The 24925-nt window shown below is 67.9% G+C and carries 26 protein-coding genes and 1 pseudogene; 20 read left to right on the forward strand and 7 right to left on the reverse strand.

Going from position 1 to position 24925, the window contains the following annotated elements; genetic code table 11:
* The first annotated feature begins 149 nt into the window (after nt 1-149).
* The 5 genes from OG453_RS23965 (at nt 150) to OG453_RS23985 (ending at nt 5952) form a co-directional block, all read left to right on the forward strand.
* Nucleotides 150-1778: an ABC transporter substrate-binding protein gene (locus OG453_RS23965; RefSeq protein ID WP_266870513.1), complete on the forward strand. Its 1629-nt coding sequence runs from the start codon at nt 150-152 to the stop codon at nt 1776-1778.
* An 81-nt stretch (nt 1779-1859) separates the two neighbouring features.
* Nucleotides 1860-2789, forward strand: coding sequence for an ABC transporter permease (locus OG453_RS23970; RefSeq protein ID WP_266870514.1), 930 nt, complete (start codon nt 1860-1862; stop codon nt 2787-2789).
* Nucleotides 2782-3738: an ABC transporter permease gene (locus OG453_RS23975; RefSeq protein ID WP_266870515.1), complete on the forward strand. Its 957-nt coding sequence runs from the start codon at nt 2782-2784 to the stop codon at nt 3736-3738. The genes OG453_RS23970 and OG453_RS23975 overlap by 8 nt, the downstream gene beginning before the upstream one ends.
* 11 nt (nt 3739-3749) lie before the next feature.
* Nucleotides 3750-4811 (forward strand): ABC transporter ATP-binding protein, encoded by a 1062-nt coding sequence (locus tag OG453_RS23980; protein WP_266870516.1) that lies wholly within the window; start codon nt 3750-3752, stop codon nt 4809-4811.
* Nucleotides 4804-5952, forward strand: coding sequence for an ABC transporter ATP-binding protein (locus OG453_RS23985; RefSeq protein ID WP_266870517.1), 1149 nt, complete (start codon nt 4804-4806; stop codon nt 5950-5952). The genes OG453_RS23980 and OG453_RS23985 overlap by 8 nt, the downstream gene beginning before the upstream one ends.
* Before the next feature lie 97 nt (nt 5953-6049).
* Here OG453_RS23985 and OG453_RS23990 read toward each other — a convergent pair whose 3' ends face one another.
* From OG453_RS23990 to OG453_RS24000, 3 genes and pseudogenes are all read right to left on the reverse strand, one after another.
* Nucleotides 6050-6646, reverse strand: coding sequence for a hypothetical protein (locus OG453_RS23990; protein ID WP_266870518.1), 597 nt, complete (start codon nt 6644-6646; stop codon nt 6050-6052).
* Between the two features lie 921 nt (nt 6647-7567).
* A pseudogene (locus OG453_RS45160) lies at nt 7568-7927 on the reverse strand (helix-turn-helix domain-containing protein); the annotation flags it as partial.
* 61 nt (nt 7928-7988) lie between these two features.
* The gene (locus tag OG453_RS24000) at nt 7989-8864 is read right to left on the reverse strand and encodes an alpha/beta fold hydrolase (protein ID WP_266873108.1); all 876 of its coding nucleotides are present in this window, start codon (nt 8862-8864) and stop codon (nt 7989-7991) included.
* A 135-nt stretch (nt 8865-8999) separates the two neighbouring features.
* On the opposite strand from OG453_RS24000, the gene OG453_RS24005 reads away from it, so the two are divergent.
* The 4 genes from OG453_RS24005 (at nt 9000) to OG453_RS24020 (ending at nt 11638) form a co-directional block, all read left to right on the forward strand.
* Entirely contained in the window at nt 9000-9410 is a 411-nt protein-coding gene (locus OG453_RS24005; RefSeq protein ID WP_266870520.1) for a MerR family transcriptional regulator, read from the forward strand.
* On the forward strand, nt 9329-10342 hold the full coding sequence (locus OG453_RS24010; protein WP_266870521.1) for an NADPH:quinone oxidoreductase family protein: 1014 nt from the start codon (nt 9329-9331) through the stop codon (nt 10340-10342). The genes OG453_RS24005 and OG453_RS24010 overlap by 82 nt, the downstream gene beginning before the upstream one ends.
* Nucleotides 10343-10455: 113 nt before the next feature.
* Nucleotides 10456-10992, forward strand: coding sequence for a SigE family RNA polymerase sigma factor (locus OG453_RS24015; protein WP_266873109.1), 537 nt, complete (start codon nt 10456-10458; stop codon nt 10990-10992).
* Nucleotides 10985-11638, forward strand: a complete 654-nt coding sequence (locus tag OG453_RS24020) for a hypothetical protein (protein ID WP_266870522.1) — start codon at nt 10985-10987, stop codon at nt 11636-11638. Before OG453_RS24015 ends, OG453_RS24020 begins: the two co-directional genes overlap by 8 nt.
* A 17-nt stretch (nt 11639-11655) precedes the next feature.
* On the opposite strand, the gene OG453_RS24025 is transcribed toward OG453_RS24020, so the two are convergent.
* Genes OG453_RS24025 through OG453_RS24035 form a run of 3 tightly spaced genes read right to left on the reverse strand, consistent with a single transcriptional unit; the run spans nt 11656 to nt 12720 of the window.
* Complete coding sequence (locus OG453_RS24025; protein ID WP_266870523.1) at nt 11656-11901, reverse strand: hypothetical protein; 246 nt, start codon at nt 11899-11901, stop codon at nt 11656-11658.
* Nucleotides 11898-12185 (reverse strand): hypothetical protein, encoded by a 288-nt coding sequence (locus tag OG453_RS24030; RefSeq protein ID WP_266870524.1) that lies wholly within the window; start codon nt 12183-12185, stop codon nt 11898-11900. Before OG453_RS24030 ends, OG453_RS24025 begins: the two co-directional genes overlap by 4 nt.
* A gap of 43 nt (nt 12186-12228) precedes the next feature.
* On the reverse strand, nt 12229-12720 hold the full coding sequence (locus OG453_RS24035; protein ID WP_266870525.1) for an ATP-binding protein: 492 nt from the start codon (nt 12718-12720) through the stop codon (nt 12229-12231).
* Nucleotides 12721-12949: 229 nt separating this feature from the next.
* Between OG453_RS24035 and OG453_RS24040 the strand changes: the two genes are divergently transcribed.
* From OG453_RS24040 to OG453_RS24075, 8 genes are all read left to right on the forward strand, one after another.
* Nucleotides 12950-13831 (forward strand): helix-turn-helix transcriptional regulator, encoded by an 882-nt coding sequence (locus OG453_RS24040; RefSeq protein WP_266870526.1) that lies wholly within the window; start codon nt 12950-12952, stop codon nt 13829-13831.
* Between the two features lie 12 nt (nt 13832-13843).
* A complete protein-coding gene (locus OG453_RS24045) occupies nt 13844-14041 on the forward strand; it encodes a DUF397 domain-containing protein (RefSeq protein WP_266870527.1) in 198 nt (65 codons plus the stop codon).
* Entirely contained in the window at nt 14034-14540 is a 507-nt protein-coding gene (locus OG453_RS24050; RefSeq protein ID WP_266870528.1) for a GNAT family N-acetyltransferase, read from the forward strand. Before OG453_RS24045 ends, OG453_RS24050 begins: the two co-directional genes overlap by 8 nt.
* 569 nt (nt 14541-15109) lie before the next feature.
* The gene (locus tag OG453_RS24055) at nt 15110-16744 is read left to right on the forward strand and encodes an ABC transporter substrate-binding protein (RefSeq protein WP_266870529.1); all 1635 of its coding nucleotides are present in this window, start codon (nt 15110-15112) and stop codon (nt 16742-16744) included.
* Nucleotides 16745-16817: 73 nt separating this feature from the next.
* On the forward strand, nt 16818-17741 hold the full coding sequence (locus OG453_RS24060) for an ABC transporter permease (protein ID WP_266870530.1): 924 nt from the start codon (nt 16818-16820) through the stop codon (nt 17739-17741).
* A complete protein-coding gene (locus OG453_RS24065) occupies nt 17734-18711 on the forward strand; it encodes an ABC transporter permease (protein ID WP_266870531.1) in 978 nt (325 codons plus the stop codon). Before OG453_RS24060 ends, OG453_RS24065 begins: the two co-directional genes overlap by 8 nt.
* A 6-nt stretch (nt 18712-18717) precedes the next feature.
* A complete protein-coding gene (locus OG453_RS24070) occupies nt 18718-19743 on the forward strand; it encodes an ABC transporter ATP-binding protein (RefSeq protein WP_266870533.1) in 1026 nt (341 codons plus the stop codon).
* On the forward strand, nt 19718-20788 hold the full coding sequence (locus tag OG453_RS24075; protein WP_266870534.1) for an ABC transporter ATP-binding protein: 1071 nt from the start codon (nt 19718-19720) through the stop codon (nt 20786-20788). The genes OG453_RS24070 and OG453_RS24075 overlap by 26 nt, the downstream gene beginning before the upstream one ends.
* A gap of 199 nt (nt 20789-20987) precedes the next feature.
* Here OG453_RS24075 and OG453_RS24080 read toward each other — a convergent pair whose 3' ends face one another.
* Complete coding sequence (locus tag OG453_RS24080; protein WP_266870535.1) at nt 20988-23159, reverse strand: S9 family peptidase; 2172 nt, start codon at nt 23157-23159, stop codon at nt 20988-20990.
* 149 nt (nt 23160-23308) lie between these two features.
* On the opposite strand from OG453_RS24080, the gene OG453_RS24085 reads away from it, so the two are divergent.
* Genes OG453_RS24085 through OG453_RS24095 form a run of 3 tightly spaced genes read left to right on the forward strand, consistent with a single transcriptional unit; the run spans nt 23309 to nt 24889 of the window.
* A complete protein-coding gene (locus tag OG453_RS24085; RefSeq protein ID WP_055569071.1) occupies nt 23309-23503 on the forward strand; it encodes a hypothetical protein in 195 nt (64 codons plus the stop codon).
* A gap of 31 nt (nt 23504-23534) precedes the next feature.
* A complete protein-coding gene (gene mshB, locus OG453_RS24090; protein ID WP_266870536.1) occupies nt 23535-24440 on the forward strand; it encodes an N-acetyl-1-D-myo-inositol-2-amino-2-deoxy-alpha-D-glucopyranoside deacetylase in 906 nt (301 codons plus the stop codon).
* Nucleotides 24437-24889, forward strand: a complete 453-nt coding sequence (locus OG453_RS24095) for a DUF6113 family protein (protein WP_266870537.1) — start codon at nt 24437-24439, stop codon at nt 24887-24889. The genes mshB and OG453_RS24095 overlap by 4 nt, the downstream gene beginning before the upstream one ends.
* The last annotated feature ends 36 nt before the right edge of the window (nt 24890-24925 follow it).

Consider the following 24925-nt stretch of genomic DNA (forward strand, 5'->3'; position numbering starts at 1 on the left):
TATAGCTCGGGTCAATGGGTCACGCGCTGTGGGGAGCGCCGACTCACGAGCACACTGGGGTACGTCGATCTTCGCGCCGTCAGGGGTGTCGGCGCGGTTTCTTGTACCCCCTCTTGTAGTGAACAAGTGGACTCATGAGGAGGAACCCCATGCGTGGTGCCAAGAGCGCCAAGTGGGTCGCGATAGCCGGTGTCGTGGCGCTGGCGGCTACTGCCTGTGGCGGCGGCAGCGACAGCAGCGACAACAGCAACCGCAAGGTCGACCCCAAGGGGATCGTCAGCTACGCCAATGGTGAGCCGCAGAACGCTCTGCAGCCCGCCAACACGATGGAGGCGTACGGCAGCGTCGTCATCAACTCCCTCTTCACGGGGCTTGTCAACTACGACAAGCAGGGCAACATCACCTACGAGAACGCCGAGTCGGTCACCCCCGACAAGGACAACAAGGTGTGGACCGTCAAGCTGAAGCCGGGCTGGAAGTTCCACAACGGCGAGGCCGTCACGGCCAAGTCGTACGTGGACGCCTGGAACTGGGCCGCCAACCCCGCCAACGGCCAGCAGAACAGTGGCTGGTACCGCGACATCGTCGGTTACGACAAGGTCCACCCCGAGAAGGGGAAGGGCACCGGCAAGACCATGTCCGGTCTGAAGGTCGTCGACGACAACACCTTCACCATCACGCTGAACGACGGCATCCCGTACTACGCGTACAAGCTCGTCTACTCGCCCTTCTACCCGATGCCCTCGGGCGCGCTGAAGGACCCGAAGACGTTCGGCGAGAAGCCGGTCGGCAACGGTCCCTACAAGCTCAAGAGCTGGGACCACAAGAAGTCGATCCAGGTCACCGCCTGGTCCGGCTACAAGGGTGAGAAGAAGCCGAAGAACGGCGGCATCAACTTCAAGGCGTACACGACGCCGCAGGCCGCGTACAACGACCTGCGCTCGGACAACGTCGACACGATGCCGCTGATCCCGGACAGCGAGCTCGCCAACTTCAAGCAGGACTTCGGCGACCGCGCCATCGAGCAGGACTTCTCGGCGATCAACACGGTCAACCCGGCCTTCTACAGCAAGGCGTTCAAGGACGTCGACGTGAAGGTCATCCAGGGTCTGTCGATGGCCATCGACCGCGACACCATCGCGAAGACCACCTTCGCCGGTACGCGTGAGTCCGCCTCCGGCTGGGTCGCCAAGGGCGTCAAGGGCTACAAGGCCGGCGCCTGTGGTGAGTTCTGCAAGTTCAACCCGAAGAAGGCCAAGCAGTTCGTCAAGGACGGCGGCGGCATCCCGGGCAACAAGATCACCATCCAGTACAACGCCGACCAGCCGCACAAGGGTTGGGTCACGGCGGTGTGCAACAGCATCACCAAGTCGACCGGCGTGAAGTGCACCGGCGACCCGACGACCGACTTCCAGGCCGACACCGAGATTCGGGACAAGAAGCAGGTCAAGGCGATGTACCGGTCGGGCTGGGTGCTCGACTACCCGTTCAACGGCAACTTCCTTGCCGACCTCTATGGCACGGGCGTCGACGGCAACAAGGGCGGCTTCTCGGACAAGAAGTTCGACGAGCTGACCAAGAAGGCCGACGCGGCCAAGACGATCGACGAGTCCGCGGAGCTGTACAACGAGGCTGAGAAGCAGCTCGTCAACACCTTCCCGGGCATCCCGCTCTGGTACAACAAGACGCTCTCCGCCTACTCGCAGAACGTCAAGCACGTGCAGTTTGACCAGGCCGGTGACCCGATCCTCACCGACATCGAGGTCTTCAAGAAGTAGGCGTCGGAGGTCCGTTCCCGAAGCGACGCCCGGCGATCCCGGGCGTCGCTTCGGGCGGCTCCGGATTGGACGGAGGCACCAATGGGGCGCTATGTCGCGCGGCGACTGCTCCAGATGATCCCGGTCTTCATCGGGACAACCCTGTTGATCTTCATCATGGTCAACGTGCTCCCCGGCGACCCCGTACGGGCGCTGTGGGGCGACAAGCCGCCGGACCCGGCACAGGTGGCGCAGATTCGCCACGACCGCGGTCTGGATCTGCCGCTCTGGCAGCAGTATCTGCACTACATGGGCGGCCTGCTGCAGGGAGACTTCGGCAAGACCATCGCCGGTAACCGGCCGGTCCTGGACGAGATCACCCAGGCGTTCCCGGTCTCGATGCGACTGGCCTCCATGGCCTGGACGTTCGAGCTCATCGTCGGCATCACCCTGGGTGTGCTTGCCGGCATCAAGCGCGGCCGGTTCGTCGACAACACGGTCACGCTCTTCACGCTCCTGGTGATCTCCGTACCGATCTTCGTGGTCGGTCTGCTGTGCCAGCTGTTCTTCGGCAACGAACTGGGCTGGATCACGCCCACGGTTCAGGACTCCGAGAACATGGGCCAGTTGATGGTCCCCGCGATCGTGCTCGGCATGGTCGGCCTCGCCTATGTGGCGAGACTGACCCGCACCTCGATCGCCGAGAACCGGCAAGCGGACTACATGCGCACCGCGGTGGCCAAGGGTCTGCCCCGGCAGCGCATCATCACCCGGCATCTGCTGCGCAACTCGCTGATCCCCGTGGTGACTTACCTCGGCACCGACGTCGGCACCCTGATGGGCGGCGCGGTCATCACCGAGGGCATCTTCAACGTGACGGGCGTCGGCAACCTCCTCTTCCAGGCTCTCGCCCGCCGTGAGGGCGCGGTCATCGTCGGTGTCGTCACCGTCCTGGTGCTCGTGTACCTCGCAGCCAGCCTGATCGTCGACCTGCTTTACGCGGTCCTGGACCCGAGGATCCGTTATGCCTGACCTCACCAAGACCATGGCCACGGACGAGAAGACCGCCGTGACGCCCGACGTGACGGACGCGGCCGCGGCCGGTCCCGCACCGGGCAAGCCGCGAAGCCTGTGGAACGACGCGTGGCGCGAGCTGCGCCGCAATCCGCTCTTCGTGATCTCCGCGATCCTGATCGCGATTCTGATCGTCATCGCGGTCTTCCCCGGGCTCTTCACCGACGCGAACCCGGAGTCCGGAGACCAGGTCAATCACTTCCTTGGCAAGCCCGAGCTCAGCAAGTTCTTCCAGGAGGGCTGGTTCGGCTACGACAGGGTGGGTCGCAGCATCTACGCCCGCGTCATCTTCGGCGCGCGCAACTCGATCCTCGTCGGTGTCGGCGTGACCGTCCTGGTCACCGTCTTCGGCGGCCTGTGCGGCATGCTCGCGGGCTACTTCGGCGGATTCTGGGACAGCCTCATCTCCCGGCTCACCGACGTGTTCTTCGGCATCCCGTTCCTGCTCGGCGCCATGGTCGTCCTGAACGCCTTCACCGAACGCACGGTGTGGGTGGTCATGGGCGCGCTGGCCTTCCTCGGCTGGACGCAGATCGCCCGCGTGATGCGCGGCGCGGTGATCACCACCAAGCACGCCGACTATGTGGTGGCGGCGCGCGCGCTCGGTGCCGGGACGAAGCGGATCCTGTTCCGCCACATCCTGCCGAACGCGCTGGCTCCGGTGATCGTCGTGGCGACCATCTCGCTCGGTACGTACATCGTGGCCGAGTCGACGCTGTCGTACCTGGGCCTCGGTCTCGGTGACGGCGCCATCTCGTGGGGCGGCGACATCTCCGACGCGACGCAGGACATCCGGAACAACCCGCACACGCTGTTCTTCCCGGCAGGAATGCTGAGTATCACGGTGCTGGCGTTCATCATGATGGGTGACGCCGTACGCGAAGCCCTCGACCCGAAGCTGCGCTGAGGGAGGCGTAAATGACCAGCATCGACATCAAGGAAGACTCGGTTCCCGCCCCCCGCTCGGGTGAGGAAAAGAGCGGCAGGCTGCTGGACGTCAAGGACCTGCACGTCGAGTTCCACACCCGCGAGGGTGTCGTCAAGGCAGTCAACGGCGTCAACTACAGCGTGGACGCGGGCGAGACGCTCGCCGTGCTCGGTGAGTCGGGCTCCGGCAAGTCGGTCACCGCCCAGGCGATCATGGGCATCCTCGACATGCCGCCCGGCAAGATCCCGCAGGGCGAGATCCTCTTCCGCGGCCAGGACATGCTGAAGATGTCCAACGAGGAGCGCAGGAAGGTCCGCGGCCGCAAGATCGCGATGATCTTCCAGGACGCGCTGTCCTCGCTCAACCCCGTGCTCTCGGTGGGCTATCAGCTCGGCGAGATGTTCCGGGTGCACGACGGCATGAGCCGCAAGCAGGCCAAGGCCAAGGCCATCGAGCTGATGGAGCGGGTGAAGATCCCGGCCGCCAAGGAGCGGGTGAACGACTACCCGCACCAGTTCTCCGGCGGTATGCGCCAGCGCATCATGATCGCGATGGCGCTCGCCCTGGAGCCGGACCTGATCATCGCGGACGAGCCCACCACGGCGCTCGACGTGACGGTCCAGGCGCAGGTCATGGATCTGCTCGCGGAGCTGCAGCGCGAGTACAACATGGGGCTCATCCTCATCACCCACGACCTCGGTGTGGTGGCGGACGTGGCCGACAAGATCGCGGTCATGTACGCGGGCCGGATCGTCGAGACGGCCCCGGTCCACGAGCTCTACAAGCGCCCCGCGCACCCGTACACGCGCGGTCTGCTCGAGTCGATCCCGCGGCTCGACCAGAAGGGCCAGGAGCTTTACGCGATCAAGGGCCTGCCGCCCAACCTGCTGCACGTTCCGTCCGGTTGTGCCTTCAACCCGCGCTGCCCCAAGGCGCAGGACATCTGCCGTACGGACATCCCGGCCCTGGTGCCGGTGAGCGAGCAGGACGGCGCGGAGCTGCCGGGCCGCGGCAGCGCGTGCCACTTCTGGAAGGAGACGATCCATGGCTGAGCTCAAGAAGACTGACGAGCCTCAGGACACGACCCCGAACGTCTCCGAGGTGGAAACGGTCGACGCGTCCACCGCCGAAGAGGCCGTTGCGGCGATCGAGGCTCCGGTCGAGCGCGGTGAGCCGATCCTCCAGGTCCGCAACCTGGTCAAGCACTTCCCGCTCACGCAGGGAATCCTGATCAAGAAGCAGATCGGTGCGGTCAAGGCCGTCGACGGCATCTCCTTCGACCTCTACCAGGGCGAGACGCTGGGCATCGTGGGCGAGTCGGGCTGTGGCAAGTCCACGGTCGCCAAGCTCCTGATGACGCTCGAACGCGCAACGGCCGGCGAGGTCTTCTACAAGGGCCAGGACATCACCAAGCTTTCGGGGCGTGCCCTGAAGGCGGTCCGCCGCAACATCCAGATGGTGTTCCAGGACCCGTACACGTCGCTCAACCCCCGTATGACGGTGGGCGACATCATCGGGGAGCCCTTCGAGATCCACCCCGAGGTGGCCCCGAAGGGTTCGCGCCGCCAGAAGGTCCAGGACCTTCTGGACGTGGTGGGCCTGAACCCGGAGTACATCAACCGCTACCCGCACCAGTTCTCGGGCGGCCAGCGCCAGCGCATCGGCATCGCGCGCGGTCTGGCCCTGAACCCCGAGATCATCATCTGCGACGAGCCGGTCTCGGCCCTGGATGTCTCCGTCCAGGCCCAGGTCATCAACCTGATGGCGAGGCTCCAGGACGAGTTCAACCTCTCCTACCTCTTCATCGCGCACGACCTGTCGATCGTCCGGCACATCTCGGACCGTGTGGGCGTGATGTACCTCGGCAAGATGGCGGAGATCGGCTCGGACGAGCAGATCTACGAGCACCCGACGCATCCGTACACACAGGCGCTGCTCTCCGCGGTGCCGGTGCCGGACCCGGAGGCGCGCGAGGGCCGCGAGCGCATCATCCTGACCGGAGACGTCCCGTCCCCGGCCAATCCCCCCTCCGGCTGCCGCTTCCGCACCCGCTGCTGGAAGGCGGAGGCGAAGTGCGCGGAGGAGATCCCGCTGCTCGCGATCCCGCAGCGGTTCGCGGGCCAGGACACCCCGGCGGCACACGATTCTGCGTGCCACTTCGCGGAGGAGAAGGACGTCGTGCACGCGGCGTGAATCTCCACGGACGTACCTGATGTGTACGTGAACGGGGGCGCCCCGAGCCTTAGTCGGCTCGGGGCGCCCCCGCGTTCGTGGGTCCCGCGTTCGTGGGTCAGATTCCGGCCTCCACCACGCCCTCGCGCAGCAGCGCGTGGTGGCGGTTCTCGCCGAAGAGCTCGGCGATCGTCATGCCGGGGAACTCCAGCGGTTCCTGCCTGCCTTCGAGTTGGACGCGGACTCGCCACGTCGTGTCCTTGTGTTCCACCAGGACGTCGGCGTACTGCCGTGTCGGCGATTCGATGCCCAGCACCGTGGGGCCGCCGTGGGGTCCGTACTCGCGGAACGAGGCGATGAACGGCAGTTCCTCCAGGAGGTGGGCCAGGTGTGCCCAAGCCGGTGAGCCGGGTTGTGGGGTCCATCCGGTTGCGGCTCGCTCGTGGTCGTCCACGGGTACCTTGCCGGACTCGCCCGTCAGGGGCCGCGGGTCGGGTTCGGCCACGTGACGGAAGGTGAACGTACGGTTCACCAAGTCGAGTCGGGACAGTTCCGCTCCCAGTGGGCCGCCCTTGAAGACCATGTCGGCCACGTCCTGGAGGAGCGCGGCGGTTGCCGTGTCCTGCTCGGTGTCCTGCGGTGGATTCCCGCCGCCCGGGGGGTCGTACGAGCCCACCGTGTACGTCTGGTGCGGTCGTCGCTTGCCGCTTCCCATCGGCGGAGCCTCCCGTCATGTGCGGATGCCGCCGCGGGCTGCTTGCCCGCGGCGGCATCCACGCTACTCAATGGGTTGCGCTGGTGATCAGGAGGCGAGGGCCAGGCGGCCCTTCCTCTCGACCAGCGGCTTGTAGGTGAAGACGGTCTGCTCGCCGCTTCCCGACGCGTTCAGCGCCGCCGTGTTCAGCGGCGCGGTGGACGTCCTGGGCTTGAACTTGGTGTTGACCCAGGTCGGGCACTTGACGCTGCCCTTGCAGAAGGCCGTCACCGCGCCGAAGTACGCGAATCGGGGGCCTCCGCCGGCCGTCATCGTCTCGTCCGTGGCCAGCAGCATCTTCCGCCGGTCGACGACCTTGCAGCCACCCGGCCCGCACTTCACACGGTGGGCCCATCCGGTGAGGTTGTAGCGGTGTCCCCTGACGGGGTCGACGTTCGGCGACTTCGCCAGCCAGCCGATGATGCCGTACTTGGTGATGTTGTGCTTCTTCTTGATCTTGGTCCAGCCCCAGCCGACCATCTTGCCGTTGCTCTTGCGGTAGTACTGCCCAAGCCGCAACGGCAGTTGATTCTGCTTCGAGCGGGAGTAGTCGAACTGCTTGAGGACCTTGTACTTCGACGAACCCTGCACCGCGACGTCCTGCGCCGACTGCGCCGAAGCCGCCGTGACGCGGTCGCCCTTCGCACCGCTCTGCGCGGCCTGCGCCGGGGCAACCCCCGCCAGCAGCGCCGCCGCCGTCAGACCAACTGCCGCCGCACGTATCTTCCGCATGCATCCCCCATGCCGTCGTCCCCCGCCCGCCCACCGGGCGGGACGCTGGATGATCACCGTAGGGGAAGGGCCGGAGTTCCCCCATTGTCCTTTGGGGCAATGCCCGTTCGGGCAACTAGTGCCGCAATGGGCCTCGATGCGGTTCAGCCGGTGCCGGACCCCGTGGGTGCGGGTGTAGGTTGCCCGCCGCCTGGGCCTGGGCCTGGGCTCGCGCTCGGGATCCTTGTGAACAGGTGCTCCACCTGCGACCAGAAAGTCCGCCAGTTTGGTCAGGCTCCAGGTCGAGAACGGCAGGCCGTGCTCGGCCGGTTTGGACTTCGCGATCTTTTTGATCTCTCGGCGCTCAAGCAGGGTGCAGGTCTTCGGCCGCCCGCCCTTGTACTTGGGGTAGAGGGAGCCGAAGCCGTCGGCGTTGAAGTTGTGGATCACCTCCCGGACCCGGTCCGGACTGGTGAAGGTCACCTCGCCGATCTTCGCCACGGCCATCCCCTGCGCGGACGGCAGCACCATCTGGGCCCGCCGCCAGGTCACCACCGACCCTCCCGGCCCGGCCCTGCCATGAGCCGGTCGCCTACCGGTCGGTGGTGGCCTTCTCAAGAAGCGAAGTGAGGATCGACTCGGCATGTGTCCACAGCAGTGCGCCGCCGATCCCCGGTACGACACGGTGATGAGCACCGGGTATACGGGTGGCGAGCAGTGCTCCGTTGTCGGGCGAGTGGCTGGTGTCCCGCTCGCCGTACCAGATCTCGACCGGGACGGTGATCTCGTCGAGGGCGAACGGCCACCGCCCCATGGCCAGGACCGTGTCGCGGGCGTAACCAGCAGCACCTTGAACAAAGCCCTCGTCCAAGGCCCTGCGGTAAACAGCCGCGAAATCAGGATCCTGATACACGGCGAGGTCGCACACTGGACTCCCGGCCATGACCATGCCCCACATCGCATCCGCAGTGAAGCCCGCGAAAAACTCCTCGGCGCCGGCCCGGTCGCACGCGGTCCGCTCAACCAGGCCACGCAGATCCGCCGCCAGAGCGGAAGCGAACTCCGGCGCGGCGACCTCATCCGCGCCGGAGACGACAGCCAGTACCGAGGCCACACCCTCCTCAGCACACGCGAGAGCGAACGGCGCGCCTTGTGAGTTCCCGACCACAGCCGGATGGCCCAGCCCTCGCAGCGCGCAGAGTTGCCGAAGATCACCGGCGAAGTCGGAGAAGGTCCGACCGGGCGCAGGTGTTGAGGCACCGAGCCCCGGGCGGTCCACAGAGACAAGACGCACTCCAAGCGCCTCAACGACCCCTGCGCCGAAGCCGAGCCACCGGCTCGTGGCCGCACCCGGACACAACAGAACGGGCACCCCGTCCAACGGCCCCCACTCGGCCCAGCCAAGCAACCGTCCATCAGGCAGACGACTCTCACCGAGCCGAGCAGGATTGTCGACGTACACAGTCATGATCCACATCATGGCCATGGACGGGACGTCTCGCACTCGACTTTCACCGTAGCCCCGTACAGGGCGAACATTGCCTGATGCGGCACTAGTTGTCGTGCCGGAAGATCGCGTTGCGCCTGGGCGTTGGCTCCAGGCATGAAGATCAGTGAGGCTTCCAGAGTCAGCGGCGTGAGTGCGCGGTCGTTGCGGCACTACGAGCAGGAAGGCCTGATCGTCCCGGGTCGTTGCAGCAATGGGTTCCGCGACTACTGCCAGTCCACTGTCGACCGGGTGCTCGTCATCCGCTCGCTCCTTGAGTCGGGGCTGCCCGTGCGGTTGATCAGGGAATTTCTGCCCAGCCTCACTGACGAGCGCGATGTCGGCATGGATGTGGATGTGGATGTGGATGGGGTGTGCGAGGAGTTCCTGCACGAGGTGCAGAGCTATCGCGATCGGCTCGCCGCGCGTATCGCCGTTCTCAGCACATGGAGATCAACGAGCAGCGCCCTGCCGAGCAGACCGTACGAGCACTGGTCCAGCGGTCACATGACGGACCGAATGACCTGACCCTCGCGACCGATCAGCGCCGCCCCGCCGCGGGGCCCGGCGAGTACCTGATCCGCGTCGGCGCCGCCGGGGTCAACTTCGCGGACGTCATGCAGACGCACGGAACGTACGAAGGCGGGCCGCAGGCACCCTACGTGGCGGGCTTCGAAGCCGCCGGCGAGATCGTGGCCGTCGGCCCGGACACCGAGAGCCCGCTGCAGCTCGGCACCCATGTCGTCGGAGCCGGCCCGGGCGCCTTCGCGCAGTACATGACGATGCCGGCCGCGGGCGTACTCCCGGTGCCTTCCGGCTGGAGCGACGCCGAAGCTCTCGGCCTGGTGCTGAACTGGGCCACCGCCCTGGCGGCACTGAAGCCGCTCGGCGAGATCAAGGCCGGTGACGTGGTGCTCGTTCATGCCGCGGCCGGAGGCGTGGGGCAGGCCGCCGTCCGCCTCGCCCGCCACTACGGCGCACGCGTCATCGCGACGGCATCACCGGCCAAGCACGACACCGTCAGAGCGCTCGGCGCCGACGAGGTCCTGGACAGCCGACGCCCCGACCTGGCCGCGGAGATCACCCGCCTGACCGGCGGAGTCGACCTGGTCCTGGAATCGGTGGGGCAGGCCACGTTCAAGACCAGCCTGTCGGTCACCAAACCCTTCACCGGACGCGTCGTCGTCTTCGGTGCCGCCTCCGGCGACGCCGGCCTGACCACACACGACCTGGTCTTCACCCACCAGGTGCGGATCCAGGGCCTGCACATCGGCGCGCTGGCGACCAAAGCCCCGGCCCTCTACCAGTCGCTGCTCGTGGAGATCGAGGCGCTCATCGCCCATGGCGTGTACCCGCCCGGCACCCCCCGGCTCCACCCCCTGGCCGAGGGCCCGGCAGTGCTCCGGCAACTCGAAGCCGGCAGGACCCGCGGCAAGCACGCCCTCGATCCCTGGGGTTAGCACCGGCGGTTCCGGGTGCCGCCATTTGCGTACGTAACATGCGGGCGCCCCCAGGCGTGTCTATGTCAGAGACAGCCGAACCACGGGACGGACAGATGGACGGACGGGGGACGATGACGACGCGGTCGAGAGAACAACCGGACCACTCCGCGGAGTTCGACGCGTTCTACGCCGCCACCGCCAAGAGGCTGGTCGCCACGGTCTATGCGATGACCGGCGATCTGGCGGAGGCGGAGGACGCGGTGCAGGAGGCGTATGTACGGGCGTGGCAGCGCTGGGAGCGGCTGACGGGCGAGGGCGATCCGCTGCCGTGGGTGCGGACGGTGGCGTCCCGCCTGGCGATCAGCACCTGGCGGCGGACGCGGAACCGGCTGCGGGCGCAGTTCCGGCACGGCGCCGCGCCGGACGTCCCTGAGCTCTCCGCGGACCGGGTGGCGCTGCTTGCGGCACTGCGCGAACTGCCCCCGCAGCAACGGCAGGTGGTGGTCCTGCACCATCTCCTCGACCTCCCCGTCGAGCAGGTCGCCCGCGAGACGGGCGCATCGAACGGAGCGGTCCGCACCCGGCTGAGCCGGGCCCGCAAGGCGCTGGGGCAGCGCCTGACCGACACGACTGCATTCACCGGGGAAGGGGCGGCCCACCATGGCTGAGGTCGAGGAACTCCTGGACGACACCAGGCTGAGCATGCCGAGCGGCGCGGAGCTGCGGGCGCGGGGCGGGAGGCGGACGGTGCGCAGGCGGATGGCCGCGGGGGTGGCGGTCGCGGCGGTTGTGGCGGGGGCGGCGACGTGGGTCGCGATGCCCGGCGGCGGCGACGGCCGGGAGGTGCGGCCCGCGGCCACGCCGTCGTCGAACCCCTTCAAGGTGGGCGGCGTCGTCCGCCTGCTGCAGCCCGAGCGCATGCCGGAAGCGGACAGGTGGCACTGGAAGGGAACGGGGGAGGAGGTGATGCCGGACCTGCCCCTGCCGAAGGTGGGCGGCACCGACAGTTGCCCGGAGTCATACACCGTGCGGAAGGCGCCTGGGCAGGTTCAGTACGGCACGGAGTACTACAGCGACAAGGGCGCCACCGCAAGGCAGCGGGTGACGGAGTACGACAGCGATTCCGTGGCGGCGGACGAGGTGTCCCTTCTCCGCGAGGCCCTGACGGAATGCGGTCTGCGCGAGCACGGGGAAGGGGCGAAGTCCTACTGGTCAGGGACCACGGAGTCCTCCTCGACCCTCCGCGTCACCGTGGAGCGGTGGCGGGGGTGGGTGTCTGTGGTGGAGGTGGAAGCGGACGAGTCTTCGCGATGACGTCCGCCTCCGCTGCGCTATCCGACGAAGGTGATCTGGACCGGCGCCAGCTTCATCTTCGTATGGCAGATGAGGAGCACAGTGAGGGTGCTGCCGGTCTCAAGGAGTCGGATGACTCCGTCGTCGTGCCCGTACGGGAGAGTCGCGCTCAGCGGGTCCGCCTGGGCGTCGATCAAGGCGGCGGCCAACTCCCGGCGTGCTGGGGCAGGTAACGACGCGTACGTCTTGTAGAGCTCCGGGTCCCAGTGAAGGTCGTAGATCACGCAGCGCCCTTCGAGTCGAGACCGGCAGTCTCCCGGAGCTCGGCCGGGGAGACGCGGACGAACTCGGGGGGCAGTTCGCCGTGCTTCTCCACGTAGTCCCGCACCTCGATCGCGCGCTCATGGCCGGCGGTGAGCTCCTCGGCCACCTTCTGCCACTTCGCCGCGACGGCGCGCAGTTCGTCTATCGGCGCGAGGTTCACCTCGGACAGGAACCGCATGCGGGTGGCCGGTGCGGGGATGGCCTCGGCGATACGCGCGATGTTCCACGGCTCGGTCGTGCTCATGTCCTGGCTCCTCGGTTCGGTACGCCGATGTGGCCTCTGTTCCTCAGAGTAGCGGCGGGTTCTCGGGCGTGGCCGGGCCTGTGGATAACTCACCTTCGCCTCCCAGCGGTCGGCGTCCCAGCTCGAACCAGGTCGCCTTGCCGCTGCCGGGGCCGTGCCTGCAGATGCCCCAGGCGTCGGCGCCGAAGGAGATGAGCTGTATGCCCCGGCCCGTCTCGTCGTCCTCGGCGGGGCTCTGGCAGCGGGGGAGTCCGGGTGCCTCGTCGTGGATGAGGATGCGGAGGTGGCCACCGGGGTCCCCGTACCCCGCGAACAGGCTCACCGGGGCCGTGCATTGCTTGGCCGCGCAGGCGTTGATCGCGTTCGTGACGGCCTCCGAGGTCAACAGGACTGCTGTGTCCGTGAGTTCGGCGCGACCCGTTGCGGCGAGGAGGGTGCGGACCGTTTCGCGCGCGGCGCGGACCCATGCGGGGTGGGGCGGGAAGACGAGGGATACGTCGGTGGGGCGGGGATGCGGGTGGGGCTGGTCCTCCATGAGGGCCTCCTCGGGGCGCGCGTCGCGGTGACCGTTGTCCGCCAACTCCTTTGTGGGCGGGGGTACTTCCACTTGCGGCGCGGGTGAGTGGGTCGATCTCGAAGGTAGGCAACGCGTTCTGTCAGGTGCAACCGTTTCCAACGTATGTCACTGGTGTGGGTGATGAACGAACTACCTTGTGGACCAAGGGTGTTCGGCCCGGAAGACTCCGCTGTGAAGGAGGTCAGACATGCCACCCAGGAGTAACCCCAGCGAGCGGCAACGCCGACTCGGCCTCGAACTTCGCAAGCTGCGGAACGATGCGGGCCTGTCCGGTGACCGGGCTGGAGCTTTGTTGGACGCCGACCGTGTGCGGATCAGCAACATCGAGGCCGGCCGGATCGATGTCTCCCGCAACCGGCTCTATAAGTTGCTACGGGAGTACGGGTGCCCGGACGGCGCCTACTTCGACGGGTTGATGGAGATGGCGCAGGGGCGGGGGACGGGATGGTGGGACGAGTTCCGAGACATCGTCCCCCGTAGCGCACTGGACCTCGCCGAGTTGGAGGCGCGCTGTTCCAGTATCCGCATGCACGAACCGCTCTTCATCCCGGGCATGTTCCAGACCGAGGACTACGCGTACGCGGTGACCATGGCGACGGGCAGGGACCGGGACCGCATCGATCGGTACGTCGAATTCCGCATGGCGCGGCAGCAAGTTCTGACAGCCCCTGGGGCTGTGCCGTACCACGCTGTTGTTCATGAAGCCGCGCTGCGTGTGCATACCGGCGGGCCCACGACCATGCGCAAGCAGTTGCTCAGGCTGATCGAGCTGGCCAGGCTTCCCAACGTGACCCTGCAGATCTTCCCCTTCGAGCAAGGTGCGTACGCGGCCTTCAGTCGTCCGTTCATCCTCTTCGGCGGTCCGTCGAGGGGGTTGGAGACCGCCTACCTCGAACACCCGCTGCATTCGGTGTTCCTGGGGGATAGAGAACGCAATGACGAGTACGGCAAAATGTTCGAACGGCTCGCTGGCCTGGCTCACGCCCCGGTCGACCCGGAGTCAGCGCCCGAGTCCCATGATGGCCGGGACTCGCTGAGCCTGATCCAGCACGTCATGTACGAACTGTAGGTAGGGAGTCCGATGTCCCAGCTCGCTTGGCAGAAGTCCTCGTTCAGTACCGGCGACAGCGGCGAATGCGTCGAGTTGGCGATCAACGCCGCCGGCGACGTCTACTTCCGCGAGAGCGACCAGCCCGCCCAGGTTGCCACTACGAACCCAGCGGCCCTGCGTGTACTCCTACGGGGCATCAAGACGGGCGACCTCACGCCCCGTGCCTAACCTCCGCCCCTGGAGCGGCCCGGACGCCCCCTCCGTCCTCGCCGCCTTCTCCGCCCCGGAAATGGCGAGGCAGACCGACGAGCCAGTGGACTCCCTTGACGCGGCGTCCCGTTGGATCGCGCGCCGCGAGGAAGAACACGCCGCCGACACCGCGTACGCCTTCGCCGTGGTCGACGCCGACGACACCCCGCTGGGCAACGTCTCCGTAAGCGCGGTGAACCTCACCCACGCCACCGGCTGGGTGTCCTACTGGACGGCTCCCTCGGCGAGGGGGCGCGGCGTTGCGACGTGGGGCTGCGCCGCCCTGGCGAGCTGGGCCTTCAATGAACTTGGGCTGTTCCGCCTGGAGTTGGGGCACCGCGTGAACAACCCCGCGTCCTGCCGGGTGGCCCACGGCGCCGGCTTCGCGGTGGAAGGCGTGCAGCGCCAGAAGCTCGCGTACGACGGGGCCCGCTACGACGTGGAGCTGCACGCGCGGCTGGCTTCCGATCCGGTGTGACGCCACGATCTGCAAGGAAGTCCGGCAACCCGCGTTCTCGACGAGACCAGCACCTACCTTCGTGAAGGCGCGTAACGCATCGCGTGCGCCCCTCTTCTGCCGGAACGCAACTTTGCCGAAGTAGGTCCCCCACCCCTCCAGCCCGGCGGCACGCTGCGACGAACCAGTCCGCACCCGGCAGGAAAGCCGGCTGACCCAATCCCCCTTTCCCGGAAGCCCCGCCTCTCCGGCCGCCCGGTCATCTCCTCCGTGCGGTGGAAGGACGGGTGTCAAGGGTGGAGCGCAGCGGAATCGGCGCAGCCGACGCGACGAAGGAGCGCCCTTTACACCCGGCCCGGAACCGCCAACCTCAGGACAACCGGGCGGCCCCGGCAACGTCACCACCGCCGGGTCTCCGAAGCCCCGCCACAGCACCGGCAGGGTGGGGGCGCCCGCCATCCGGACGTATCCCCGTCGTACTAGCCCCGGAAAGCCGCCGCAAAGATGCGGCGCACCACCGTTTGGGGTGTATTTGGGCCTAAGTATCTAAATGGGTATCTAGGGACTCAGGCCCGATAGGGAGGCACTCCATGCGTGGAGCCACGCACGCCAAGTGGGCCGCATGTGCGGTGACCGTCGTTCTCGCGGCGACTGCCTGCGGTGGAGGCGGCGACAGCGGCGGCGGTGGTGGCGACGGCTCCGGGATCGTGGGGTCCTCGTGGGGTGATCCGCAGAATCCGCTGGAGCCCGCGAACACCAATGAGGTGCAGGGCGGCAAGGTCCTCGACATGATCTTCCGGGGCCTGGTGCGGTACGACCCGAAGACCGGCGAGGCCAAGAACATGGTCGCCGAGAGCATCGACACCTCGGACTCGCAGAATTTCACCGTGAAGATCAAGACCGGGTGGAAGTTCAGCAATGGAGAGGCCGTCACCGCGAAGTCGTTCGTCGATGCCTGGAACTACGGCGCGCATCTGAAGAACAACCAGAAGAACGCCTACTTCTTCGGCTATATCGAGGGGTACGACAAGGTCCACCCGGAGAAGGGCGACGCCACCGCCGACACCCTTTCCGGGCTGAAGGTCGTCGACGACACGTCCTTCACCGTCAAGCTCACGCAGAAGTTCTCCACCTGGCCCAAGACCCTCGGATATCCGGCGTTCGCGCCGCTGCCCAAGGCGTTCTACGACGACCACGACGCCTGGCTCTCCAAGCCCGTCGGCAATGGCCCGTACACCGTGGACTCGTACGCCAAGGGCTCGAAGATGGCCCTGCGGAAGTGGGACGACTACAGCGGCCCCGACAAGGCGCAGAACGGCGGGGTCGATCTCAAGGTCTACACCGACAACAACACCGCCTATACGGACCTGATGGCGGGCAACCTCGACCTCGTGGACGACGTTCCCGCCTCCCAGCTGAAGAATGCCAAGAGCGACCTGGGTGACCGGTACATCAACACCCCGGCCGGGATCATCCAGACGCTGGCCTTCCCCTTCTACGACGAGGCGTGGTCGAAGCCGGAGGCGGCGAAGGTCCGGCAGGGGCTCTCCATGGCGATCAACCGCGAGCAGATCACCGACACGATTTTCCAGAAGACGCGTACGCCCGCCACGGACTGGACATCGCCAGTGCTCGGCGAGGCCGGCGGCTACAAGTCCGGGCTCTGCGGCGACCCCTGCAAGTACGACGCCGACGAGGCGAAGAAGCTGATCAGCGAGGGCGGCGGCATCCCCGGCGGCACGCTGAAGATCACGTACAACGCGGACACCGGCTCGCACAAGGAATGGGTCGACGCCGTCTGCAACTCCATCAACAAGGCTCTCGACAACGACAAGTCGTGTGTCGGTAACCCGGTCGGCACGTTCGCCGATTTCCGCAGTCAGGCTTCGCAGCAGAAGCTGGACGGCGCCTGGCGCGCTGGGTGGCAGATGGACTACCCGCTCATCCAGAACTTCCTGCAGCCGCTGTACTACACGGACGCCCCGTCCAACGACGGAAAGTACTCGAGCGAGGAATTCGACAAGCTCGTCGACGAGGCCAACGCCGAGACCGACACCGCGAAGGCCGTCTCCACGTTCCAGGACGCCGAGAAGGTCCTCGCCAAGGACATGGCCGTCATTCCGCTCTGGTACCAGAACGGCAGCGCCGGCTACTCGGACAGGGTCTCCGACGTCGCGCTGAACCAGTTCAGCGTCCCGGTCTACAACGAGATCAAGGTCAACTGAGGCATCGGAAGCGGCCGTCCGGCGAGAGCGAGAACCGCGCCGGGCGGTCGCTTCCACTACTTCCGGAGCCCTCATGGGACGTTATGTGATCCGGCGTCTGCTGCAGATGATCCCGGTCTTCTTCGGCGCTACGCTGCTGATCTTCCTGATGGTGAACGTGATGGGCGACCCCATCGCGGGCCTGTGCGGAGACCGCAAGTGCGACCCCGCGACAGCCGCTCAGCTGGAGAAGGAATTCGGCCTCGATAAGCCCGTGTGGCAGCAGTACGTGACGTACATGGGCAATGTCTTCACCGGCGACTTCGGCACCGCCTTCAACGGGCAGGAGGTCACCGAGCTGATGGCGACCGCCTTCCCGCTGACGATTCGGCTGACCATCGTCGCCATTCTCTTCGAGATCGTCATCGGGATCACGCTCGGTGTCATCACCGGGCTGCGGCGCGGGCGCCCCATCGACACGGGCGTGCTGCTGCTCACGCTCGTCGTCATCGCGATCCCCACCTTCGTCACCGGTCTGCTGCTCCAACTGCTGCTCGGCGTCGAGTGGGGGATCATCAAACCCTCTGTCTCGCCGGAGGCGCCCTTCAACGAGCTGATCGTGCCCGGCTTCGTCCTCGCCTCGGTGTCCCTGGCCTACGTCACCCGCCTGACCCGGACGAGCATCGCCGAGAATCGTCGGGCGGATTACGTCCGCACCGCCATCGCCAAGGGGCTGCCCAGGCGCCGCGTCATCACCCGGCACCTGCTGCGCAATTCACTCATCCCGGTGGTCACCTTCATCGGCACCGACATCGGCGCGCTGATGGGCGGCGCGATCGTCACCGAGCGGATCTTCAACATCCACGGCGTCGGGTTCCAGCTCTACCAGGGGATTCTGCGGCAGAGCACACAGACCGTCGTCGGATTCGTGACCGTACTCGTCCTTGTCTTCCTGGTGGCCAACCTGGTCGTCGACCTTCTGTACGCCGTACTCGACCCGAGGATCCGTTATGCCTGAACCCAAGGAGCCAGACGGAGCCATCGCCCCGACCGGTGCCGGAGGCGCGATGGACCTCGCGACGACCGAGGGCACGACGCTGGAGAAGACACCCGGCGGGCCGGAAGGCACGGGGCCATCGGCCCCCGCCCGCAGCCTGTGGTCCGACGCCTGGCGCGAGCTGCGGCGCAACCCGGTCTTCATCATCTCGGGCCTCATCATCATCTTCCTCGTCATCATCTCCATCTGGCCGTCCCTGATCGCCTCCGGCAATCCGCACGACTGCGACCTCGCCAACGCCCAGAAGGGCTCCACCTCAGGGCACCCCTTCGGCTTCGACGGGCAGGGCTGCGACGTCTACACGCGGACCGTGTACGGGGCCCGTTCCTCGGTCACCGTCGGCGTCTGCGCCACGCTCGGCGTCGCGATCCTCGGTAGCGTCCTCGGCGGGCTCGCCGGGTTCTTCGGCGGGGGCTGGGACGCGATCCTGTCCCGCATCACCGACGTCTTCTTCGCCATCCCCGTCGTGCTCGGCGGCCTGGTGCTCCTGTCGGTGGTCACCAGCAACACCGTCTGGCCGGTGATCGGCTTCATGGTGCTGCTCGGCTGGCCGCAGCTCTCCCGCATCGCCCGCGGCTCGGTGATCACCGCCAAGCAGAACGACTACGTGCAGGCGGCGCGCGCCCTCGGCGCCTCCAACTCGCGGATGCTGCTTCGGCACATCGCGCCGAACGCGGTCGCCCCGGTGATCGTCGTCGCCACCATCGCGCTCGGTACGTACATCGCGCTCGAGGCGACCCTCTCGTACCTGGGCGTCGGTCTGAAGCCGCCGAACGTCAGCTGGGGCATCGACATCTCGGCCGCTTCCCAGTACGTCCGCAACGCCCCGCACATGCTGCTGTGGCCGGCCGGAGCGCTGGCGATCACCGTGCTCGCGTTCATCATGCTCGGCGACGCGGTGCGCGACGCCCTCGACCCCAAGCTGAGGTAGCCGCCCATGTCACCCACATCGCCCACGCTGCTCGAAGTGCGCGATCTGCACGTGGAGTTCAGGACCAGGGACGGCGTCGCGAAGGCCGTCAACGGCGTCGACTACAGCGTCCGCGAGGGCGAGACGCTCGCCGTGCTCGGTGAGTCGGGCTCCGGCAAGTCGGTGACCGCCCAGGCCATCATGGGCATCCTCGACATCCCGCCAGGGAAGATCACCGGCGGCGAGATCATCTTCCAGGGCAAGGACCTCCTCAAGCTCAAGGAGGAGGAGCGGCGCAAGACGCGCGGCGCCGGAATGGCGATGATCTTCCAGGACGCCCTGTCGTCGCTCAACCCGGTGCTCAGCGTCGGCCAGCAGCTCGGCGAGATGTACATCGTCCACCAGGGGATGTCGAAGAAGGACGCCAAGGCCAAGGCCATCGAGCTGATGGACCGCGTCCGCATCCCGGCCGCCAAGGAACGGGTCGGGCAGTATCCGCACCAGTTCAGCGGCGGCATGCGCCAACGCATCATGATCGCCATGGCGTTGGCCCTCGAACCATCCCTCATCATCGCCGACGAGCCGACGACCGCCCTCGACGTGACCGTCCAGGCCCAGGTGATGGACCTCCTCGCCGAGCTCCAGCGCGAGCTGCACATGGGCCTGATCCTCATCACCCACGACCTGGGCGTCGTGGCGGACGTCGCCGACAACATCGCCGTCATGTACGCGGGCCGCATCGTCGAGAAGGCCCCGGTGCACGAGATCTACAAGGCGCCGGCGCACCCCTACACGCGCGGTCTGCTCGAGTCGATCCCCCGCCTCGACCAGAAGGGCCGGGAGCTCTACGCGATCAAGGGCCTGCCGCCCAACCTCATGAACATCCCGCCCGGCTGCGCCTTCAACCCCCGCTGCCCGATGGCCCAGGACATCTGCAGGACCGCTGTGCCGCCGCTCGCCGAAGTGACGTACGAGGGCCTGACCGCCCACCGCCGGAGCGCCTGCTACTTCTGGAAGGAGACGCTCGATGCCGACGCCGATGCCGCAAGGTGAGCACGTCAGCGAGAAGCACCCGGAGGGTGAGCCGATCCTCCAGGTGCGGGGCCTGGTCAAGCACTACCCGCTCACCCAGGGCGTCGTCTTCCGCAAGCAGGTGGGCGCGGTGAAGGCCGTCGACGGCGTCGACTTCGACCTCGGCCAGGGCGAGACGCTCGGCATCGTCGGGGAGTCGGGCTGCGGCAAGTCGACGGTCGCCAAGATGCTGGTGAACCTGGAACGGCCGACCGCCGGGGAGATCCGCTACAAGGGCGAGGACGTCAGCAAGCTGTCAGGGCGCGCGCTGAAGGCGGTGCGCCGCAACATCCAGATGGTCTTCCAGGACCCCTACACGTCGCTGAACCCGCGCATGACGGTCGGCGACATCATCGGAGAGCCGTACGAGATCCATCCCGAGGTCGCGCCGAAGGGGTCGCGGCGGGGGAGGGTCCAGGACCTGCTGGACGTCGTCGGGCTGAACCCCGAGTACATCAACCGCTATCCGCACCAGTTCTCCGGCGGGCAGCGGCAACGCATCGGGATCGCGCGGGGGTTGGCGCTGCGCCCCGAGATCATCGTGGCCGACGAGCCGGTCTCCGCGCTGGACGTCTCGGTGCAGGCGCAGGTGGTCAACCTCCTCGACCAGCTGCAGAACGAGTTCAATCTGTCGTACGTGTTCATCGCGCACGACCTGTCGATCGTGCGGCACATCTCGGACCGGGTGGGGGTGATGTACCTGGGCCGGATCGTCGAGATCGGCACCGACGAGGAAATCTACGAGCACCCGACGCACCCGTACACGCAGGCGCTGCTCTCGGCGGTGCCGGTGCCGGATCCCCAGGCTCGGGAGCACCGGGAGCGGATCATTCTCCACGGGGATGTGCCGTCGCCGGCGAACATCCCGTCGGGCTGCCGCTTCCGCACCCGCTGCTGGAAGGCGCAGGAGCGGTGCGCCCTGGAGGTCCCGGCGCTGGCCGTTCCGGCGGAGTTCCGGCTCCAAGAGGGCCCCGCAGCCCACGATTCGGCCTGCCACTTCGCCGAGGAGAAGCAGGTCGTGCCCTAACAAGATGTCCTCAAGGACGGACTCGGCGGAGCCGGTGATCGGGCGGCCACCGTGAGGCACCCGGCTTAACGCAGGGGCAATCGCGCCGTCGCGTACGCGATATACGTGCGCGGCAAGGTGAAGGACGTACGGCCGTGCGGGTGCCGTAGACCGGCCGGGGCAAGCCATGTCGCCCCGGCCGGTCGCCGTTTGCCGGGGGCTAGTCCAGGGCCAACGCGCGCTTCAGGAAGTCGACTTGGAGCAGGAGCAAGTTCTCCGCCACCTGTTCCTGGGGGGTCATGTGCGTCACCCCGGAGAGCGGGAGCACCTCGTGGGGGCGGCCGGCGGCCAGCAGGGCGGAGGAGAGGCGCAGGGCGTGCGCCACCACCACGTTGTCGTCCGCGAGGCCGTGCACGATCATCAGCGGGCGGTGCGGGTTCTCCGGAGCCACCAAACCCTCCTCGGTGACGAGGGAGTTGAGGGCGTACGCAGCCGGATCCGACCCGGGGTCGCCCAGGTATCGCTCCGTGTAGTGCGTGTCGTAGAGGCGCCAGTCCGTCACCGGCGCACCCGCAACGCCCGCGTGGAAGACGTCGGGGCGGCGAAGGACCGCGAGCCCCGCGAGGTAACCGCCGTAGGACCAGCCCCGGATGGCGACCCGGTCCAGGTCCAGGGGGAAAGCGGAAGCCAGGCCCTGGAGCGCGTCCACCTGGTCGTCCAGGGTGAGCGTGAAGTCCTTGCGGACCGCCTTCTCCCACGCGGGGGAGCGCCCCGGAGTGCCCCGCCCGTCCGCGACGATCACGGCGAAGCCCTGGTCGGCGAACCACTGCGACGTGAGGTACGGATTGTGCGCCGCGACCACCCGCTGGCCGTGCGGCCCCCCGTACGGATCGAGCAGGACCGGAAGCGGACCCGATCCCTCCTGGTAATCCGTGGGGAGCAGGACGGCGCACGGGATCTTGCGTGCGCCCCCTTCGGCGAGCGTCACGCGCGGCGTGAGCCCCGGGCGCTGGGCGTGTGAGGCGACAGTCGCCGTCTGCTTGCCGTCGCGCAGTACCTGGACGCGAGTGCCCGGCTGGTCCAGGGTGGCCGACACGAGGACCGTGAGGCTCCCCGAGCGCACCGCCGAGTGGACCCCGGCCTCCTGCGAGACGCGCTCGACGCCGAGTTCATTGACGCGGTAGACGTGCACCTCGCCGGTCTCGGGCGATGCGGCCGCGCTGCCCGCCGACGCCGAGATCAGTACGTCGTCGTCCGCCACGTCCAGGACCGCGCGGACATGCAACTGCGGCCCCGTCAGCGGCCGTTCACCCACCGCGAGGACCCGCGCGCCGCCCTCGTCGACGATCCGCACCAGCTTGCCGCTCGGCGACCAGGACGGGGCGCCGGGGAAGAGTTCCAGCCATTCCGGATCCTCCTCCGCGTGCACCATCCGCGTCGAGCCGTCGTCCGGGTTCACCGCCAGGTACAGCTGGCTGAGCTGGTCCCTCGACTGGACGAGGAGCAGCGGTGCGCCCGCCGACGACCAGTGCACACGGGCCAGATACGGGTAGCGGGCTCGGTCCCACGTCACCTCGGTGCGCGCGCCGTCCAGCGTCACGACGAAGAGGCGCACGTCCGCGTTCGCCGTGCCCGCCGCCGGGTACGCGACCTTCGTCGGCTCGCTCTCCGGGTGCGCCGGATCGGCGATCCACCAGCGCCGCACGGCGGCGTCGTCGGCGCGCGCGACAAGCAGCCGGTCCGATCCTGGCGACCACCAGAAACCCCGCGAGCGGCTCATCTCCTCGGCCGCGATGAACTCCGCCAGGCCGTACGTGACGGTCCCCTCGCCCTCGCCCTCGGGCTCCGCAAGCGCCCGGTCGCCCTCGCCGTCGGCGCCCGTCACCCGCAGGGCGCCCCCGGCGACGTACGCGATGTGGCGGCCGTCGGGGGAGGGGCGGGGGTCGATCACCGGGGCCGGGGTGCGCAGTTCGCGTGCCGTGCCCGCGCGCAGCTCCGCGGCGAAGAGCCGGCCGGAGAGCGCGAAGGCGGCGAGCTCCACCGCCGCGTCCGTCGCATAGCCCACGATGCCCGCGCCGCCCTCGCGGCTGCGCTCGCGCCGGGCCCGCTCCGCGGCGGAGAGCCGCTCGGCGGCACCGTTCAACAGCGCCTGGGGATCGGCCGCGACGCGTTCGACGGCGCCGTCCGCCAGGTCCAGGACCCAGAGTTGATTCGCCCGGTCGGTGCCGGACGAGGAGCGCAGGAAGGCGACACGGGACCCGTCGGGCGCCACCGTGAACGCGCGGGGCGCACCGAGCGTGAAGCGCTGTGTGCGGGCGTGCTGACGCGGGAAGGAGAGCCGCTGCGCGGGACTCTCGGCGGGCCCGGCGGATCCATGGGTCTCGATGGTCATTCTCCGAGCCTATGGGGCATGCGCCCCCTTGTGCTGCCGTGCTCCGAGTCATGCGGACCCACGGATAGTTATGATCCGTAGCGCTTAGTGGGTATGAACCTGCTGGCGTCCGCACTGGTGCAGGGTCTTGGACTTGGAGGTGAGCCGCCGTGGCACTCTCGATTTCGGCGGTGGTGCTGCTGGCGATCATTGTCTTCTTGCTGGTCAAGAAGTCAGGACTGAAGGCGGGGCACGCTGTCGTCTGCACGCTGCTCGGCTTCTACCTGGCGAGCTCGTCCGTCGCCCCGACCATCAACGAGCTGACGACGAACGTGGCGGGGATGATCGGCGACATCAAGTTCTGACCTGCTGTCGGGGTGCTCGTAGGGTGGTCCCATGACGGAACTGCCCGCCCGGCGTCTGCTGCTCGTGCACGCGCACCCCGACGACGAGTCGATCAACAACGGCGCGACCATGGCCAAGTACGCGGCCGAAGGCGCCCATGTCACGTTGGTGACCTGCACGCTCGGCGAGGAGGGTGAGGTCATCCCGCCCGAGCTCGCCCACCTGGCGCCCGACCGCGAGGACAGCCTCGGCGCGCAGCGCATCGGGGAACTGGCCGCCGCGATGAAGGAAGTGGGCGTCACCGACCACCGCTTCCTCGGCGGCACCGGGCGCTACCGCGACTCCGGGATGATGGGCGTCGAGCAGAACCACCGCCCCGGCGCCTTCTGGTCCGCCGATCTCGACGCCGCCGCCGCGCACCTCGTCGAGGTGATCCGCGAGGTGCGTCCGCAGGTGCTTGTGACGTACGACCCGGACGGGGGGTACGGCCACCCCGACCACATCCAGGCGCACCGCGTCGCGATGCGCGCGGCCGGCCTCGCGGGCGAGGCGGCCTTCCGCTCGGATCTCGGCGAACCGCACACCATCGACAAGATCTACTGGAACCGTGCGCCCCGCTCGGCCGTCGAAGAGCGGTTCCGGTGGATGGCGGACGCCCTGCGGCACTCGCCGTTCACGGACGCCGCCGTGGTCGCCGACGTGCCGGGTGTGACGGACGACGAGCGGATCACGACGGAGATCGACGGGACCGCGTTCCGGCAGGCGAAGGCGGCGGCGATGCGCGCGCACGCCACCCAGATCGAGGTGCAGGGGCCGCTGTTCGTCCTCTCGAACGGGCTCGCGCAGCCGATCTTCGACGTGGAGTACTACGAGTTGGTGCGAGGAGAGGCCGGTGCCATGGTCGGCGAGCGTGAGACGGATCTGTTCGCGGGGCTCGAAGGAGTGACGGCGCTGTGAGTACTCGTTCCCGAGCGTCCTCGTCCGTCGGCGGCCCGAAAGGTTCCGGTTCGGCCTCCGCCTCGGCCGTCGCCCAGCCGGTCAACGCCGGGCGGATCGCGGCCTATGTCCTTTTCTTCGTGCTCGGCGCGGTGATCGGCGCCGCAGGGGCACTCGTCCAAGGGGGCTGGATCCCGGGCGGGTTGCTGCTCGCGCTGCTCGGAGCCGCGGGGCTGTTCTACGGAGGGTCGCGCGCGACCGGCACCAGAGCCGGGGCGGTGGCGCCGGCGGCGGGCTGGCTCGTCGCCGTCATGCTGCTCACGGCCGCCCGCCCCGAAGGCGACTTCCTCTTCGGCGCGGGAGTCGGCTCGTACGCCTTCCTGCTCGGCGGAATGGCGGTCGCTGTGATGTGTGCCACCCTCGGCCAGCGGTCGCAACCAGGCGGGCCCGCCGCCCGACTTGGCAAGTGACGTACCACTTCAGCCCGTGCCCCGTACGGGATTGAC

It is taken from the genome of Streptomyces sp. NBC_01381, from assembly GCF_026340305.1.
GTDB lineage: Bacteria > Actinomycetota > Actinomycetes > Streptomycetales > Streptomycetaceae > Streptomyces.

Coding starts and splice junctions, on each gene's coding strand:
- OG453_RS23965 (WP_266870513.1), top strand. CDS start 150: ATGCGTGGTGCCAAGAGCGCCAAGTGGGTCGCGATAGCCGGTGTCGTG.
- OG453_RS23970 (WP_266870514.1), top strand. CDS start 1,860: ATGGGGCGCTATGTCGCGCGGCGACTGCTCCAGATGATCCCGGTCTTC.
- OG453_RS23975 (WP_266870515.1), top strand. CDS start 2,782: ATGCCTGACCTCACCAAGACCATGGCCACGGACGAGAAGACCGCCGTG.
- OG453_RS23980 (WP_266870516.1), top strand. CDS start 3,750: ATGACCAGCATCGACATCAAGGAAGACTCGGTTCCCGCCCCCCGCTCG.
- OG453_RS23985 (WP_266870517.1), top strand. CDS start 4,804: ATGGCTGAGCTCAAGAAGACTGACGAGCCTCAGGACACGACCCCGAAC.
- OG453_RS23990 (WP_266870518.1), bottom strand. CDS start 6,646: ATGGGAAGCGGCAAGCGACGACCGCACCAGACGTACACGGTGGGCTCG.
- OG453_RS24000 (WP_266873108.1), bottom strand. CDS start 8,864: ATGACTGTGTACGTCGACAATCCTGCTCGGCTCGGTGAGAGTCGTCTG.
- OG453_RS24005 (WP_266870520.1), top strand. CDS start 9,000: ATGAAGATCAGTGAGGCTTCCAGAGTCAGCGGCGTGAGTGCGCGGTCG.
- OG453_RS24010 (WP_266870521.1), top strand. CDS start 9,329: ATGGAGATCAACGAGCAGCGCCCTGCCGAGCAGACCGTACGAGCACTG.
- OG453_RS24015 (WP_266873109.1), top strand. CDS start 10,456: ATGACGACGCGGTCGAGAGAACAACCGGACCACTCCGCGGAGTTCGAC.
- OG453_RS24020 (WP_266870522.1), top strand. CDS start 10,985: ATGGCTGAGGTCGAGGAACTCCTGGACGACACCAGGCTGAGCATGCCG.
- OG453_RS24030 (WP_266870524.1), bottom strand. CDS start 12,185: ATGAGCACGACCGAGCCGTGGAACATCGCGCGTATCGCCGAGGCCATC.
- OG453_RS24035 (WP_266870525.1), bottom strand. CDS start 12,720: ATGGAGGACCAGCCCCACCCGCATCCCCGCCCCACCGACGTATCCCTC.
- OG453_RS24040 (WP_266870526.1), top strand. CDS start 12,950: ATGCCACCCAGGAGTAACCCCAGCGAGCGGCAACGCCGACTCGGCCTC.
- OG453_RS24045 (WP_266870527.1), top strand. CDS start 13,844: ATGTCCCAGCTCGCTTGGCAGAAGTCCTCGTTCAGTACCGGCGACAGC.
- OG453_RS24055 (WP_266870529.1), top strand. CDS start 15,110: ATGCGTGGAGCCACGCACGCCAAGTGGGCCGCATGTGCGGTGACCGTC.
- OG453_RS24060 (WP_266870530.1), top strand. CDS start 16,818: ATGGGACGTTATGTGATCCGGCGTCTGCTGCAGATGATCCCGGTCTTC.
- OG453_RS24065 (WP_266870531.1), top strand. CDS start 17,734: ATGCCTGAACCCAAGGAGCCAGACGGAGCCATCGCCCCGACCGGTGCC.
- OG453_RS24070 (WP_266870533.1), top strand. CDS start 18,718: ATGTCACCCACATCGCCCACGCTGCTCGAAGTGCGCGATCTGCACGTG.
- OG453_RS24075 (WP_266870534.1), top strand. CDS start 19,718: ATGCCGACGCCGATGCCGCAAGGTGAGCACGTCAGCGAGAAGCACCCG.
- OG453_RS24080 (WP_266870535.1), bottom strand. CDS start 23,159: ATGACCATCGAGACCCATGGATCCGCCGGGCCCGCCGAGAGTCCCGCG.
- mshB (WP_266870536.1), top strand. CDS start 23,535: ATGACGGAACTGCCCGCCCGGCGTCTGCTGCTCGTGCACGCGCACCCC.